The organism is Marinobacter sp. M-5, assembly GCF_032911545.1.
Taxonomy (GTDB): Bacteria; Pseudomonadota; Gammaproteobacteria; order Pseudomonadales; family Oleiphilaceae; genus Marinobacter; species Marinobacter goseongensis.
In genome coordinates this window covers 540,036-554,300 of sequence record NZ_JAWJEK010000001.1, presented here as the reverse complement: position 1 = coordinate 554,300, position 14,265 = coordinate 540,036, and the positions used below count along the sequence as shown (strand labels likewise).

General features: G+C 59.2%; 13 protein-coding genes. 11 read left to right on the top strand and 2 right to left on the bottom strand.

What is annotated here, in order from left to right; translation table 11 throughout:
* The first annotated feature begins 149 nt into the window (after window positions 1-149).
* The 6 genes from ahcY to ovoA all read left to right on the top strand — a co-directional run bounded on the left by ahcY (window position 150) and on the right by ovoA (window position 7,203).
* A complete protein-coding gene (gene ahcY / locus R0125_RS02485; RefSeq protein WP_248182210.1) occupies window positions 150-1,544 on the top strand; it encodes an adenosylhomocysteinase in 1,395 nt (464 codons plus the stop codon).
* Between the two features lie 12 nt (window positions 1,545-1,556).
* The gene (metF, locus tag R0125_RS02480; protein WP_248182213.1) at window positions 1,557-2,426 is read left to right on the top strand and encodes a methylenetetrahydrofolate reductase [NAD(P)H]; all 870 of its coding nucleotides are present in this window, start codon (window positions 1,557-1,559) and stop codon (window positions 2,424-2,426) included.
* A gap of 235 nt (window positions 2,427-2,661) precedes the next feature.
* On the top strand, window positions 2,662-3,420 hold the full coding sequence (locus R0125_RS02475) for a transporter substrate-binding domain-containing protein (RefSeq protein WP_317237001.1): 759 nt from the start codon (window positions 2,662-2,664) through the stop codon (window positions 3,418-3,420).
* 87 nt (window positions 3,421-3,507) lie between these two features.
* Entirely contained in the window at window positions 3,508-4,179 is a 672-nt protein-coding gene (locus R0125_RS02470; RefSeq protein WP_248182217.1) for an amino acid ABC transporter permease, read from the top strand.
* Window positions 4,180-4,192: 13 nt separating this feature from the next.
* Window positions 4,193-4,939, top strand: coding sequence for an amino acid ABC transporter ATP-binding protein (locus R0125_RS02465; protein ID WP_282448335.1), 747 nt, complete (start codon window positions 4,193-4,195; stop codon window positions 4,937-4,939).
* A 101-nt stretch (window positions 4,940-5,040) separates the two neighbouring features.
* Window positions 5,041-7,203, top strand: a complete 2,163-nt coding sequence (gene ovoA, locus R0125_RS02460; RefSeq protein ID WP_317237000.1) for a 5-histidylcysteine sulfoxide synthase — start codon at window positions 5,041-5,043, stop codon at window positions 7,201-7,203.
* Here the strand turns inward: ovoA and R0125_RS02455 are convergent.
* Window positions 7,178-8,311: an ADP-ribosylglycohydrolase family protein gene (locus tag R0125_RS02455; protein WP_317236999.1), complete on the bottom strand. Its 1,134-nt coding sequence runs from the start codon at window positions 8,309-8,311 to the stop codon at window positions 7,178-7,180. The two genes, ovoA and R0125_RS02455, sit on opposite strands and share 26 nt — an antisense overlap.
* Window positions 8,312-8,393: 82 nt before the next feature.
* Here R0125_RS02455 and R0125_RS02450 point away from each other — a divergent pair, with 82 nt between their 5' ends.
* Window positions 8,394-8,927: a hypothetical protein gene (locus R0125_RS02450; protein WP_317236998.1), complete on the top strand. Its 534-nt coding sequence runs from the start codon at window positions 8,394-8,396 to the stop codon at window positions 8,925-8,927.
* A gap of 12 nt (window positions 8,928-8,939) precedes the next feature.
* On the opposite strand, the gene R0125_RS02445 is transcribed toward R0125_RS02450, so the two are convergent.
* Window positions 8,940-9,428 carry a DUF2505 domain-containing protein gene (locus R0125_RS02445; protein WP_248182226.1) on the bottom strand — a complete coding sequence of 163 codons (489 nt, stop codon included), beginning with the start codon at window positions 9,426-9,428 and terminating at the stop codon, window positions 8,940-8,942.
* Window positions 9,429-9,628: 200 nt separating this feature from the next.
* Here R0125_RS02445 and R0125_RS02440 point away from each other — a divergent pair, with 200 nt between their 5' ends.
* The 4 genes from R0125_RS02440 to R0125_RS02425 all read left to right on the top strand — a co-directional run bounded on the left by R0125_RS02440 (window position 9,629) and on the right by R0125_RS02425 (window position 14,246).
* Complete coding sequence (locus R0125_RS02440; protein ID WP_248182227.1) at window positions 9,629-10,978, top strand: adenosylmethionine--8-amino-7-oxononanoate transaminase; 1,350 nt, start codon at window positions 9,629-9,631, stop codon at window positions 10,976-10,978.
* Window positions 10,979-10,980: 2 nt separating this feature from the next.
* On the top strand, window positions 10,981-11,715 hold the full coding sequence (locus tag R0125_RS02435) for a 16S rRNA (uracil(1498)-N(3))-methyltransferase (RefSeq protein ID WP_317236997.1): 735 nt from the start codon (window positions 10,981-10,983) through the stop codon (window positions 11,713-11,715).
* Between the two features lie 161 nt (window positions 11,716-11,876).
* Window positions 11,877-13,106, top strand: a complete 1,230-nt coding sequence (locus R0125_RS02430; RefSeq protein ID WP_248182229.1) for a DUF445 domain-containing protein — start codon at window positions 11,877-11,879, stop codon at window positions 13,104-13,106.
* Between the two features lie 309 nt (window positions 13,107-13,415).
* Window positions 13,416-14,246 carry an HDOD domain-containing protein gene (locus R0125_RS02425; RefSeq protein ID WP_317236996.1) on the top strand — a complete coding sequence of 277 codons (831 nt, stop codon included), beginning with the start codon at window positions 13,416-13,418 and terminating at the stop codon, window positions 14,244-14,246.
* The last annotated feature ends 19 nt before the right edge of the window (window positions 14,247-14,265 follow it).

The window sequence follows — 14,265 nt, the reverse complement described above, 5'->3', positions numbered from 1 at the left end:
TCGAAGGCCATGGATGGCCTGAGAGAAGCGCACATGGATGTGCTCGTAGCGGTTCCGCGAAAGCAAAGCCCCGATCCCGACCCGCACCCAAATTAGCGGCATCGGAAATCAAACTCCGGGGCCAAAGAAAGCTGACAGGAGAACACCAAATGAGCACTCCAGCAGAAAAGCTGAACACTTTTGAAGACTTCAAAGTACGCGATATCTCCCTGGCCGACTGGGGCCGCAAGGAGATCAACATTGCCGAAGGCGAAATGCCAGCGCTGATCAAGCTGCGCGAAAAGTACCGCGCCGAGCAGCCGCTGAAAGGCGCCAACGTCATGGGCTGCATCCACATGACCATCCAGACCGCCGTGCTGATCGAAACTCTGATCGATCTGGGCGCCAACGTTCGCTGGTCGTCGTGCAACATCTTCTCCACCCAGGATCAGGCCGCTGCCGCCATCGCCGCCAAAGGCATCCCCGTGTTCGCCTGGAAAGGTGAAACCGACGAAGAGTACGACTGGTGCCTCGAGCGCACCGTCGGCGCCGATGTCGAGGGCTGGGAGCCCAACATGATCCTGGACGACGGCGGCGATCTGACTGCCCTGCTCCACGAGAAGTATCCGGAAATCCTGGCCAACTGCCACGGTGTGACCGAAGAGACCACCACCGGCGTTCACCGCCTGCAGGAAATGCTGCGCGACGGCAAGCTGAAGGTTCCGGCCATCAATGTGAACGACTCCGTGACCAAGGCCAAGAACGACAACAAGTACGGTTGTCGCCACAGCCTGAACGACGCCATCAAGCGCGCCACCGACCACCTGATGTCCGGCAAGAAAGCGCTGGTGATCGGCTACGGCGATGTGGGCAAGGGCTCCGCGGCTTCCCTGCGTCAGGAAGGCATGATCGTGAAGATCACCGAAGCCGATCCGATCTGCGCCATGCAGGCGTGCATGGACGGTTTTGAAGTGGTGTCTCCGTACATTGACGGTGTCAACACCGGCACCGAGGCGGGTGTGGATCGCGCACTGCTGCAGAACACCGACCTGCTGGTGACCACCACCGGTAACATGAACGTATGTGACGCCAACATGCTCAAGGCTCTGAAGAGCGGTGCGGTGGTGTGCAACATCGGTCACTTCGACAACGAAATCGACACTGCCTACATGCGCAAGAACTGGCAGTGGGACGAGGTCAAACCGCAGGTGCACGTTGTGTATCGCGACAAGGCCACCAATGACCACCTGATCCTGCTGTCCGAAGGCCGCCTGGTGAACCTGGGCAACGCCACCGGTCACCCGTCACGGATCATGGACGGCTCCTTCGCCAACCAGGTGCTGGCGCAGATGTTCCTGTTCGAGCGCAAGTTCGCTGACCTGCCGGAAGACGCTCGCGCCAAGGGTGTGTACGTTCAGGTACTGCCCAAGCATCTGGACGAAGAAGTGGCTCTGGCCATGGTGGAAGGTTTTGGTGGCGTCATCACCAAGATGACCCCGGAGCAGGCTAAATACATCGGTGTACCGGTCGAAGGCCCGTACAAGCCGGAAAGCTACAAGTACTGATCGGGTATCAAGATGGAATCCCAGACACAGTTCAAGCGCCGTTTCAGCTTTGAATTTTTCCCGCCCAAGACCGACCAGGGCAAGGAAAAACTGCAGAACGTGCGAAACCAGCTGGCCGAGGTGAACCCGGATTTCTTTTCGGTCACCTTCGGCGCCGGAGGCTCCACCCGGGAGCGCACCATTGAAACCGTGCTGAACCTGCACAAGCAGGGCATTTCCACGGCGCCGCACCTGTCCTGCGTGGGGGGAACCCGCGCAGAGATCGGTGAGCTACTGGACGTGTACAAGGCCAACGGCATCAACCGCATTGTCGCCCTTCGCGGCGACATGCCCTCGGGCATGGGTGCGGCCGGTGAGCTGCGCTACGCCAATGAGCTGGTAGCCTTCATTCGCGAGCACAGCGGCGATCATTTCAACCTGGAAGTGGCCGCCTACCCGGAGTTTCACCCCCAGGCCCGCAGTGCCGAGGAAGATCTGAAGAATTTTGCCCGCAAAGTGGAAGCCGGCGCCAACAGCGCCATCACCCAATACTTCTTCAATGCGGACAGCTACTTCTACTTCATTGACCGCCTGGAAAAGATGGGCGTCACCATTCCGGTGGTGCCGGGCATCATGCCCATCGTCAACTTTTCCAGCCTGGTGCGGTTCTCGGACATGTGTGGGGCGGAGATTCCGCGCTGGATTCGCAAGCAGCTCGAAGCTTATGGCGACGACAGCGATTCCATCCGCAAGTTCGGTGAAGAGGTGGTTACAGAAATGTGCGAAAAGCTGCTCAAAGCCGGTGCGCCCGGATTGCATTTCTACACCCTGAACCAGGTTGAACCCAGCATCAGTATCTGGAAAAATCTGGGCATCAGCGAGCGGGAGAAGATCGCTTTCTGATGTTATCCTCAGTGTTGGATTACGGCCCGTAGGGCCGGAATCCAACACACCCAGCTTGCCCCTCCTCTCCGCACCCCCCCCCAAGCATTTGATTTTATGCACCTCTCCCGTTAATGGTCTAGAGTGAATTCGATGCAGTCCCATTAACGCTCTCCGACAGGCGCTGTCACCAACCGTGCCCGTCGGCTTGCCTTACCGGGCAAAGGGAGCCTCATAAGAAAGAGAAGGAGAAAGCATGAACACAAAATGGATGAGAACACTCGGAGCCAGTCTGGCCCTGACCGTGGCCGCGGGCACCGTAAGCGCGGAGACCCTGCGAGTCGTCACCGACCCCAGCTTTGTTCCCTTCGAGATGATGGACCCGGAAACCGGTGAAATGATCGGTTTCGATATGGAGATCATCCGTGAGGTGGCAGACCGCGCCGGCTTCGAAGTCGACCTCAATACCATGGATTTCAATGGCATCATTCCTGCGCTGCAGACTGGCAATGTGGATATTGCCATCGCCGGCATCACCATCACCGAAGAGCGCCAACAGATCGTCGATTTCTCCGATCCGTACTACGACTCCGGCCTCCGCGTTCTGGTTCGCGCCGACAACGACAACGTTGAGGCGCTGCCCGATCTTGAGGGCAAGAAGATCGGCACCAAGATCGGCAGCACCAGCTACGATTACCTGATGAAATCCCTCGATGAGAACGACGGAGTAACGCCCTACCCGGGCAGCTCCGACATGTACATGGCACTGATGTCCCGTGCGATCGACGCAGTGTTCTACGATGCGCCCAACGTGGGCTACTTCGCCAGCACCAAAGGCAAGGGCAAAGTGAAAACCGTTGGTAAACTCTACGAGGGCCAGCAATACGGCATCGCCCTGAAAAAAGGCAGTGAGTGGGTGGATGACGTGAATGATGCCCTCGCCGCCATGAAAGAAGATGGCACCTACAAGGCAATCTACGAGAAGTGGTTCGGCGAAATGCCGGAAAGCGAATAAGGCCGCACGGTTTTATCGGCCTGACTCCTTGCGCCGGGGCCCTCGCCCCGGCCGCATCTGACGTCCACTTCCTTCGGAGGCGCAATTGTGGAATTCCAGTTTCAGTTCGACTGGCAAGCCGCCATCAATTCCATTCCTTTCCTGCTCAAGGGCATTCCCTACACCTTGCTGATCTCATTCGGTGGCCTCGCGATTGGCTTCGCCTTGGGCATCCTGTTCGGCCTGCTCAGCATCAACAAGAAATGGTTCCTGAAATGGCCCGCCACCGCCTATATCGAAATTTTTCGTGGCACGCCCATACTTGTGCAGGTTCTGTTTATCTTCTACGGCCTGCCGGATCTGATCGGTGGTCCGATCGACCCACTCACGGCCGGCATTGCTGCCATTGCGTTGAACTCCGGCGCGTACATCTCGGAAGTGGTTCGCGGTGGGGTTCAGTCCATCGACAAAGGCCAGACCGAAGCCGGGCTTTCCCTGGGCTTGTCCCGCACCCAGACCTTCTGGTCCATTATCTGGCCACAAGCCTTTCGCCGCATGATTCCGCCGCTGGGCAATCAGGCCATTGTCAGTATCAAGGACACCTCCCTGTTCTCGGTCATCGGCGTTGGTGAGCTGGTTCGTCAGGGCCAGATCTACATCGCCAACACCTTTACGGCCTTCGAGGTGTATTTCGTGGTTGCCATCCTCTATCTGGCCATCACCCTCACCCTGTCCCTGATTCTGCGCTTGGCTGAGCGGCGCGGACTGGCATCTGTCTGAAGGAATCGTAGCCATGACTCAGATTGTAAAAATGCAGGGCATGAACAAATTCTTTGGCAAACTGCATGTTCTGAAAGACATCAACTTGTCCGTTGAACAAGGCGAGGTGGTGGTGATTATCGGGGCCAGCGGCTCCGGCAAGTCTACCCTGATCCGCTGCGTGAACGGCCTCGAGGCGTTCGAATCCGGCACGCTTGAGGTAGACAGCCACCCCCTCGAGCCCAAAAGCGGCAACCCCGGCTCACTGGCTGAAATCCGCAAGGAAGTCGGCATGGTGTTCCAACAATTCAACCTGTTCCCTCACCTGACGGTAAAAAAGAACATCATGCTGGCGCCCATGAAGGTGAAGAACGCGCCGCAAGTGATCGCCAACGCCACCGCCGAACGGCTGCTCAACCGGGTGGGTATTGGCAGTCAGGCCGACAAGTACCCCAGCCACCTGTCCGGCGGTCAGCAGCAGCGGGTCGCCATCGCCCGGGCCCTGGCCATGGAACCTCGGCTGATGCTATTCGACGAGCCCACCTCCGCGCTGGACCCGGAAATGATCGGCGAGGTGCTGGACGTGATGCGGGAGCTGGCCAAGGAAGGCATGACTATGATGGTGGTCACCCATGAAATGGGCTTCGCCCGCGAGGTGGCCGATAGGGTGATCTACATTCATGAAGGTCAGATCGTCGAGGAAGGCAAACCCGCAGATGTGTTCGACAACCCGCAGAACGAGCGTACCCAGGCCTTCCTGTCCCGAGTGCTCGCACACTGACAGGTCGATCAGTGACTGACGTTTTGAAGGATCGTTGAACCATCTCCATGTGGTTCAACGTATTGCTTCTCTAGTTCACTCACAACAGGACGTGCTCAACCATGACGTTAGAAGCCCACAAAAAAAACGCCCCGGCCGATCCGCTCAGATCTCATCAATCCTCACCGACGATTTTGAGAACACCCAATCTTGCGGAGGGCGACCCTGAGGCCAAGCGCAGGGAAATTGCGGCTTACTTCACCAATACTTTCGACGTCTACACGCGGCTGTTCGACTGTCTGGATGGTGATGAGGGCTTCTACCAGAAATCAATTCCGCTGAGACATCCGCTCATCTTTTATCTCGGCCACACCGCCACCTTCTTCGTCAACAAACTGGTGCTCGCCAAGCTTCTACCGGCACGTATCGACCCACGCATGGAGTCGGTTTTTGCCGTGGGCGTGGACGAAATGAGCTGGGATGATCTGAACGACGCGCATTACAACTGGCCGGCGGTGTCTGAAGTGATGGCCTACCGCGCCAAAGTGCGCGCCGCCGTGCTGGAGCTGATCGAGTCTCTGCCCCTGGCCTTACCCATCAACTGGGAGAACCCCTGGTGGCCGATTGTGATGGGCATCGAGCACGAGCGCATTCACCTGGAAACGTCTTCGGTGTTGATCCGCCAGCACGATTTGAGCAAAGTCCGGCCGCAACCCGATTGGGCGCCCGTGATTGAAACCGGGGAGGCGCCCGAGAACGAGCTGATCACCGTCCCGTCAGGCACAGTAAAGATCGGCAAGTCCTACGACGACGCTTACTACGGCTGGGACAACGAATACGGCGAGCACCGGGCGGACGTCGAAGAGTTCAAAGCCAGCCAGTACCTGGTGAGTAATCAGGAGTTTCTGGAATTTGTTGAAGCCGGTGGTTATGAGCTGGATACATTCTGGAGCGATGAAGGCCGTGCGTGGCGACAGTTCGCAGATGCCAAACACCCAACCTTCTGGAGTTGGCACAACGGCTGGCACCTGAGGCTGATGACCGAAGAAGTCGAGATGCCCTGGGATTGGCCGGTGGAAGTGAACTATCACGAGGCCAAGGCCTTCTGCGAGTGGAAGCGGGAGCACACCGGCCTGCTGATTCGCCTGCCCACTGAAGATGAGTGGTATCGGCTATGTTCAGTCGCGGGGGTTGAAGAAGTGGATGACCGCCCCGCCCATGCCAATTTGCACCTGGACCATGGTGCCTCGCCCTGCCCGGTGACCCGCTTCCGGCACGGGCAGTGGTTTGACGTGGTTGGCAATGCCTGGCAGTGGGTGGAAACGCCCACCTATCCCTTCGACGGCTTCAAGGTTCATCCCCTCTACGACGACTTCACCACGCCCACCTTCGACGGCCAGCACAACCTGATCAAAGGCGGGTCGTGGATCTCCTGTGGTAACGAGGCCCGACTCTCGGCCCGTTACGCCTTCCGCCGCCACTTTTTCCAACACGCCGGGTTCCGGTATATCGCATCCGATGCGGATGCCGTGCAGCCGAACAGCTATTACGAGAGCGACCGGCTACTGACCGAATATGCGGAATTCCACTTTGGCGATCGCTGGTTCGGCGTGGACAATTTTCCGAAAGCGATAGCGGATATTGCGCTCGATGCCATGGTCGGCAAGGCCTGCGGGAAAGCCCTGGATCTGGGCTGTGCCTGTGGCCGCTCCAGTTTCGAACTGGCGCGTCAGTTCGACGAGGTTGAGGGCGTGGACTTTTCCGCCAACTTTATTCGCCTTGGTGTCGAGATGGCAGAACAGGGCATGGTGCGCTACGCCCTGGCGGAGGAGGGTGAGCTGGTCAGCTACCACACCCGGACACTCCGGGAGCTCGGATTGGAAGACAGTGTCAGCAAAGTTTCATTCCATCAGGGCGACGCCTGTAACCTCAAGCCTCAGCTCAGCGGTTACGACTTGGTGTTGGCGGCCAACCTGATTGACCGGCTCTACCGACCCAGACGTTTCCTGGACAGCATTCACGAGCGCATCAACGACGGTGGCCTGCTGGTGATCGCCTCACCCTATACCTGGCTGGAAGAGCACACGCCGAAAGAGGAGTGGATCGGCGGTTTCAAGAAAGACGGCGAAAATTACACCACGCTGGACGGCCTGAAAGATCATCTCAGCAGCCACTTCAGACTGGTGAGCGCCCCCCGCAAGGTACCGTTTGTCATTCGGGAGACGCAGCACAAGTTCCAGCACACGCTGTCAGAAGTGACTATCTGGGAGCGACTGACGCGCTGATCAGCGTATCGATTTCCTGGCCAATGGCCTCGTGCGCCACCAGCTGCTCGAACCCGCTGGTGGCGACTGAGTCACTCAGAAGTCCCAACAGTACACCGAGCACCATGCCACGGTGCACATTGTCGCCGCCCAGATTGGTGTTCACACGGAGCGCCAGCCACGGGTCCTCGCGATATTTGTAAGCAAGGTACAGCACCACTGGCCAGGAGTCGGATATATAACAGGCCGAGGAGTACAGCCGGCCCACCACCTGATGATCAGGCAGGTTGCGCTTCACCAGACTGGCCACATCGAGCCCCGGTTTTCCCTTTCCGGCCTCTGACAGAAGGGTCGTTATCCCTTGGTCGTCCGGCGCGTCCAGTAACCCACAGAGTAGTTTCACATAGCGGTCACACACCCTCATCAGGCTTTCGTCCGGATGGGTCAATGCCAGGTGATCACGGCACACCGCCTGAATGGAGGACAGTGCAGTGCCGGCCAGCCTGTGGGCAAATACCAGGGCGGCAACAGTCACCAGCCCGCCAACCGACGGCGTATCGTGGGTAATCATCGCACACTGTTCCGGTGGCAGCCCCCGCTGCAGGTTGGCGAAAAAGCCGCGGTGGTAGGATTCGGCGTAGGTGTCCCCGTGCGCGGGCGGGTCAGCCGTCATAAACCCGATGTAGGCCGAAAGAAACGCTTCACGGTCGTAGCCGCCCGAAGACGCCGCCAGCGAGCGCATCAGCACGCGTGTGCAGTGGGCATTCAACGTATTGTCACCGGCACCCATTCCGTGATGATAATGAACGTTGGGCACATTCCAGTGGTGTGCCCGGCCTTTCAGAATCAGACCGCCCACGACCTCCGGCGTCTGATCGCCGGAACCGGTGCGGCCATGATGACGTCCTCCGCTGCGGGTGGAATGCAACGACATGATCGAAGACGGGTGAAACGCCGGGGCGGACTCAAACCGTTGAATCCCTCCGGGGAACGCCCGCTCGATATCCAGCGGGTTGTAATACCAGTGCACCGGCATCGCCAACGCATCTGCGATAAACTGGGTTTTGAGGGCGCTGGAAACGCGGCCCGACAGAGAACTGTTCGCCGAATTGCTCGTATCGTTCTTCATCGCGGTCAAAGTACCTGCTTTATTTGCCTGAGATACCAGTGCATACGACACACAAACATCAATTGGCTTTGAGGGTCCCGTGATGAGTCTGATTTCCAAGCCCTTCGATGACAGTGGCGTTGAGCTGGTCGACCGCATCGCCCTCTACGGCAGCGCGATTTCCGCACGGGTCGAACATCTGCGCACGGCTTCCCGTCGGCCGGGGGTAACAGACGTCAACTATTCGGGGCTTGAGATCGGTATGGCGCTGTGTGATGCCCTGAACCAGATCATCGGCGCAACGCGGCAGGAAACTTACCGCAGTGAATGTGCCCGCGCCGCGAGCACGCTGTTTCTGGAGGCGGCCATGGCAGGTGAGCCTTGCGGGGATCAGGACCTTCTGATGGCCACGGCCGCCTCGATATCACCGGATCCGGTGCTGAAAGACGCGATCGAGGACATCCTGAGGGATCCGGAGGTCCTGCCGGCCGATGACGGGGTCACCACACAAACGGTGCTGCTGGCGTTGGTGTGGTCGGCGCTGGTGTTTGCCATGGAGTCGACGTCCTTGCCGGCGGCGCGGCAATGCGTGCGGCAGCGTATCACCGGCGGGGCATCCGCATTGCCCCACCACTGATTATTCAACCGGTTACAACAGCTCCCGGTTCACGCTGTATTCCTGCTCGATTTTCACGCGGGAATCCTCCGCCAGGAACTTGGCCACTTTCTTACCGAGAAACGGCACATCGCAGCGCACAGTCAGACTGACGTGGTTGGTACAGCGTTCCGGCGATCCGGTGAGTCTCATGACACCGTGAATCTTTGCCGGCACATTCTCGATGCGCACGCGGAATTCGCAATGCCACTCACCGTCGTTCTTGCGGAACCAGTGTTCCTCCTGCCGTACCTGATTCCACTCCCGGTGGAAGCTGGCCAGCACGCCGGGCACTTCGGCGGAGGTCATCATTTCCCGCTCCACCACCAGCTTGGCGGACAGATCGTCGCGGGTAAGCTCGGCCACGCGCACGTTACGGGAGCCCAGTTTGCGGTTTTTTTCGATGATCCGGTTTTCGTCGAAGAAGGCTGCCAGCACCTGGTCAAGCCCTGCTTCGTAGGGATGGTTCAGTTCGAGTTCCATAGTAGCCTCCAATCACAATGACTCAATTGTTGCGGGCGGCAGTTGCGCAAACATTGGCCGGCTGGTCAGGTTGTGAAGGCTGCGTGGCCAGAGTGATTTTGGTCACACTCTAGCCGTCCATACCCCCGGCAAGTATCATGGGCGCCCTTAATGTTTCATCCGTTACCGAGCACCCTACCGGGCCGACAGGAGACTTTTTGATGCGCAACGCCGATCTCGTCGCACGGGACCTGAAATCCGTCTGGCACCCCTGCACCCAGATGAAAGACCACGAATCCCTGCCGCTGGTCCCGATCAAACGGGGCGAAGGCGTCTGGCTGGAGGATTTCGAGAACAACCGGTACATCGATGCCGTCAGTTCCTGGTGGGTTAACCTGTTCGGACACGCCAACCCCCGCATCAACGCCGCCATCCAGGAGCAGATCGGGCAGCTCGAGCATGTGATTCTGGCGGGCTTTACCCACGAACCGGTGGTGAATCTGTCCGAGCGGCTGATAGAAGTCACGCCGCAGGGTCTCAACAAGTGCTTCTACGCCGACAACGGCTCTTCAGCGGTGGAAGCGGCGCTGAAGATGAGCTTTCACTACTGGAAAAATCACGGCAAGCCGGGCAAGAAGAACTTCGTCAACCTGAGCAACAGCTACCACGGTGAAACCCTGGGCGCGCTGGCGCTGGGGGATGTGGCCCTTTACAAGGACACCTACCAGCCACTACTGATGGAGGTGCTCACCGCACCGTCTCCGGACGCCTGGTACAAGGAAGCCGGCGAAACCGACGAAGACTACGCGTTGCGCCAGTTCGAGGCCATGGACAAACTGCTGGCCGAGAAGCACGACGAAATCTGTGCGGTGGTGGTCGAGCCGCTGATCCAGTGCGCCGGCGGCATGCGCATGCACCACCCGATCTACCATACCAGGCTGCGCGAGGCCTGCGACAAATATGGTGTACACCTGATTGCTGACGAGATCGCCGTCGGTTTTGGCCGCACTGGCACCATGTTCGCCTGTGAACAATCCGGCATCACCCCGGACTTCATGTGCCTGTCAAAGGGGCTGACCGCGGGCTATCTGCCGCTGTCGGCGGTGCTGACCACCAACGATGTCTATAACGCCTTTTACGACGACTATGAGACCCTCCGGGCGTTCCTGCACTCCCACAGCTACACCGGCAACCCCATCGGCTGCGCTGTTGCCCTGGCAACCCTGGACATCTTCCGCGACGACAATGTGATCGAGAACAACAAGCGCCTGTCCGCCTGCATGGCGGAGTCGGTGGCGCATCTGGCGGATCACCCCAACGTGGGGGGCATTCGCCAGCACGGCATGACCCTGGCTATCGAAATGGTGAAGAATAAAGCCGACAAAACGCCGTTCCCCTGGCAGGAGCGGCGCGGCATCCGGGTCTACAAGCATTCACTGACCCGCCAGGCACTGCTGCGGCCATTAGGTAACGTGCTGTACTTCATGCCGCCTTACGTGATCACCGAGGATCAGATCCGCCACCTGGCTCAGGTGGCCACCGAAGGCATCGAGATTGCGGTCAGAGACTGACCATGCGCATCCCCCGCATCTACACCGACTCCCCTCTCACTGAGGGGCAAGTCGCGGCGCTGGACGACAACGCCGCCCAGCACGTTGGCCGGGTACTGCGCATGCAGCCCGGCCAGGAACTGCTGCTGTTCAACGGCGATGGCCAGGATTTCCCCGCCACTATCACCAGCGCGGGCAAAAAACAGGTGGAGGTGCAACTGGGCAGCCCGACCGCAAACACCACCGAATCGCCGCTGGAGATCGTTCTGGGTCAGACCCTCTCGAAGGGCGACCGCATGGATTACGCGGTGCAGAAAGCCGTGGAAATGGGGGTCACCCGCATTGTTCCGCTTACCACCGAACGCTGCGAGGTCAGACTCAAGGGTGATCGGGAAGACAAGCGTCTGCGCCACTGGCAGTCCGTCGCCATCAGCGCCGCCGAACAATGTGGCCGCGCACGGGTACCGAAAATTCTGCCGGTGATGACAGTGAACGAATGGTTCGAACGCACCGGAGATTGCGATCTCAGGCTGGTGTTACACCATCGTACGGAACAGTCCCTGACCGCCCTGAACAAACCCGTCCGGATAGCCCTGATGATCGGTCCGGAAGGCGGACTCAGCGGCGACGAAATCGCTGCCGCCGAGCACGCAGGCTTTCTGCCCGTGGCGCTGGGGCCCCGCGTACTGCGAACCGAAACCGCGCCGGTGGCCGCCATGGCGCTGTGCCAGTGGCTTTGGGGTGACTTCGGAGGCTAACCGGACCGACTGCGCAGCCGCCTCTGTTTGGCGTATCAGTCATTGACAGGACGCGGGCTGGCTAACATTATCCCTGTCGGACAGAAGCACTGATGAGAGCGGCGCCCAGGTCGGGGTGGTCATGCTCCGCAGCAACAATAACGAATGATTGCGAGTATTGGATGACTAGCCTGTTTACCAACCCTGAATTCTGGCAATACATCAGCATCCCGGTTATTGCCGCCCTGATCGGCTGGAGCACCAACTGGCTCGCCATCAAGATGACCTTTTACCCGCTGGAATTCATTGGCAAGCCTCCCCTCCTGGGCTGGCAGGGCATCATTCCCTCCAAGGCCCGCAAAATGGCCGCAATCAGCGTGGACGCCACCATCTCGAAAATCGGTACTGTGGAAGAAATTTTCCAGCAGATTGACCCCCAGGTGCTCGCCCAGCACATCATTGAAAACGCCGAACCGCGCATCGAAGAGTACGTGGACGAGATGATGCTGCAGGAATACCCCACATTCTGGGAGAACCTGCCCAACTCGGCCCGTCGCATGGTCTATGACCGGGTCCGCAAGGCCACGCCGCAGTTGGTGGACAACCTGGTCAGCGACATTTCCGTGAACATCGAGGACCTGCTGGACATCAAAGGCATGGTCATCGACCGTCTCGCCAAGGACAAGCGCCTGCTGAACCGTATTTTTCTGGAATGCGGCGACGTGGAATTCCGCTTTATCGTCAATTCCGGGCTCTACTTCGGCTTCCTGTTCGGCCTGATCCAGATGTCAGTGTGGTACTTCTATCAGAGCTGGTGGGTACTGCCGTTCTTCGGCCTGCTGGTCGGCTACGCCACCAACTGGATTGCCCTGAACGTGATCTTCCGACCGCTACACGAGAAAAAAATCGGGCCTTTCCGGCTCCAGGGCCTTTTCCTCAAGCGCCAGAATGAGGTGGCGGAGTCGTTCTGCCACATCGTCACCCACGAAATTCTCACCGTTGGCAACATCATCAACGCCATCATCGAGGGTCCCAAGGGCGACCGGGCGCGCAATATGGTGAAAAAGCACATCAAGCCGCTGGTGGATGAAACCGCCGGTATGGGCAAGGCTCTCACCCAGATGGCGTTCGGGCCCACCGGGTTCGCAAGCCTGAAGCAGAAGGTGGGAGAGAAGGCGATCTCCATCTCGCAATCGTCCTTCAACAGCCCCATGTTCGAGCAGGATCGCGCCCGCGCGGTGGAATCGATCATGGTGGAGCGGATGATTGCGCTGTCGTCGGAGGAGTTCCAGGACCTGCTGCGCCCGTGCTTCCAGGAAGACGAGATCAAGCTCATTCTCGTGGGTGCATTCCTGGGCATGATGGCCGGCGTCGGCCAGTTGATCTTCGTGTTTGGCGGGGCGCTGTCCTGATCATCAGCGTGCCATTTTGCTGTGCATAAACCGGAGACGTCTCTATACTGGTCGTAGGCGGGTGCGTACCTTTTAGCGACTGAAGAGATCCGGAGGCAATGGATGCCAGGCTTTTTTTCCTGGGTATCAGATTTTTTTTCGTCAAACGGGCCGTCAGCCCCGCAAGCTGAGCCAAGGTTGTTCAACCCGGTCAATCGCAATTCCGCCACCTCCGAACAGGAAATCGCCCTCGTCCGGCGCCTTGAGGATCATCTCTTTTGCTGGTTGCTTGATTCACCACCCGCAGGGCTGAGGGCGGACGTCCCGCGCATGGCGACAACCCTTGACCAGCTCGGAGAGCGCCTGGCGACATCGTCCATTGACGAATTGCCCCGCCAACCCATGAGCTTGCCCATGCTGATGCGGGCACTGTCTGACGAATCGTCCGACCGCCAGCGCCTGGGGCACATTATCCTCAGCGACCCCGCGCTGACCGATCAGTTACTGCAAATCGCCAACAGCCCCTATTTCCGCTCGGGCGATCAGGCCATCGAGTCCGTCGACCAGGCCATTTTCTTGCTGGGCATTGATGGTATCCGGAATGTGATTTCAGCGGCGGTAATGCGGCCTATGATGGTGGCCCGCAACAGCCGCGAGGCGCTGTTTGCGCAACGGGTCTGGCGCTGGGGGCTGGCCTGCGCACGCTCGGCGGAACTGATCGCCAAGCTTCAGGGCCAGGACACCAACGCGTTCTTCATGGTCGGGCTGTTGCCGGCACTGTCCTATATCACCCTGCGCCGAGAGTTGCAGCGCATCTATCGCGGCCGCGCCGTAGGCGCAGAGCCAGAGCCGGTGGTCATTCGCCAGGCGCTGGCCCGCTATCAGTGGACCACCTCGCAGCTACTGGCCAACGAATGGAACCTGCCCCCGCAATACCATGCCTATCTGCTGGCGGCAGAGCGCCCCTCTCCGCGACAGGCCCACACACCACTGAACGATGGCATGATCATCGGCAGTCGGGAAGTGCTGCGCCACGCCCATCAACGCAACATGGCCGAGGATAACCTGAGAACGGTAATCCGCCTTGACGATGGCCAGTTCGACCAAGTACGCCAGGTTCTGCTGCAGATGTTGGAAGGCAGCAACAGAGCCCGCCCCTGAGGCGAGGCAGGGCTCTGGC

Excerpts from the sequence above, each read along its gene's own strand:
- ahcY (WP_248182210.1), top strand. The coding sequence starts at position 150 with ATGAGCACTCCAGCAGAAAAGCTGAACACTTTTGAAGACTTCAAAGTA.
- metF (WP_248182213.1), top strand. The coding sequence starts at position 1,557 with ATGGAATCCCAGACACAGTTCAAGCGCCGTTTCAGCTTTGAATTTTTC.
- R0125_RS02475 (WP_317237001.1), top strand. The coding sequence starts at position 2,662 with ATGAACACAAAATGGATGAGAACACTCGGAGCCAGTCTGGCCCTGACC.
- R0125_RS02465 (WP_282448335.1), top strand. The coding sequence starts at position 4,193 with ATGACTCAGATTGTAAAAATGCAGGGCATGAACAAATTCTTTGGCAAA.
- ovoA (WP_317237000.1), top strand. The coding sequence starts at position 5,041 with ATGACGTTAGAAGCCCACAAAAAAAACGCCCCGGCCGATCCGCTCAGA.
- R0125_RS02455 (WP_317236999.1), bottom strand. The coding sequence starts at position 8,311 with ATGAAGAACGATACGAGCAATTCGGCGAACAGTTCTCTGTCGGGCCGC.
- R0125_RS02450 (WP_317236998.1), top strand. The coding sequence starts at position 8,394 with ATGAGTCTGATTTCCAAGCCCTTCGATGACAGTGGCGTTGAGCTGGTC.
- R0125_RS02445 (WP_248182226.1), bottom strand. The coding sequence starts at position 9,428 with ATGGAACTCGAACTGAACCATCCCTACGAAGCAGGGCTTGACCAGGTG.
- R0125_RS02440 (WP_248182227.1), top strand. The coding sequence starts at position 9,629 with ATGCGCAACGCCGATCTCGTCGCACGGGACCTGAAATCCGTCTGGCAC.
- R0125_RS02435 (WP_317236997.1), top strand. The coding sequence starts at position 10,981 with ATGCGCATCCCCCGCATCTACACCGACTCCCCTCTCACTGAGGGGCAA.
- R0125_RS02430 (WP_248182229.1), top strand. The coding sequence starts at position 11,877 with ATGACTAGCCTGTTTACCAACCCTGAATTCTGGCAATACATCAGCATC.
- R0125_RS02425 (WP_317236996.1), top strand. The coding sequence starts at position 13,416 with ATGGCGACAACCCTTGACCAGCTCGGAGAGCGCCTGGCGACATCGTCC.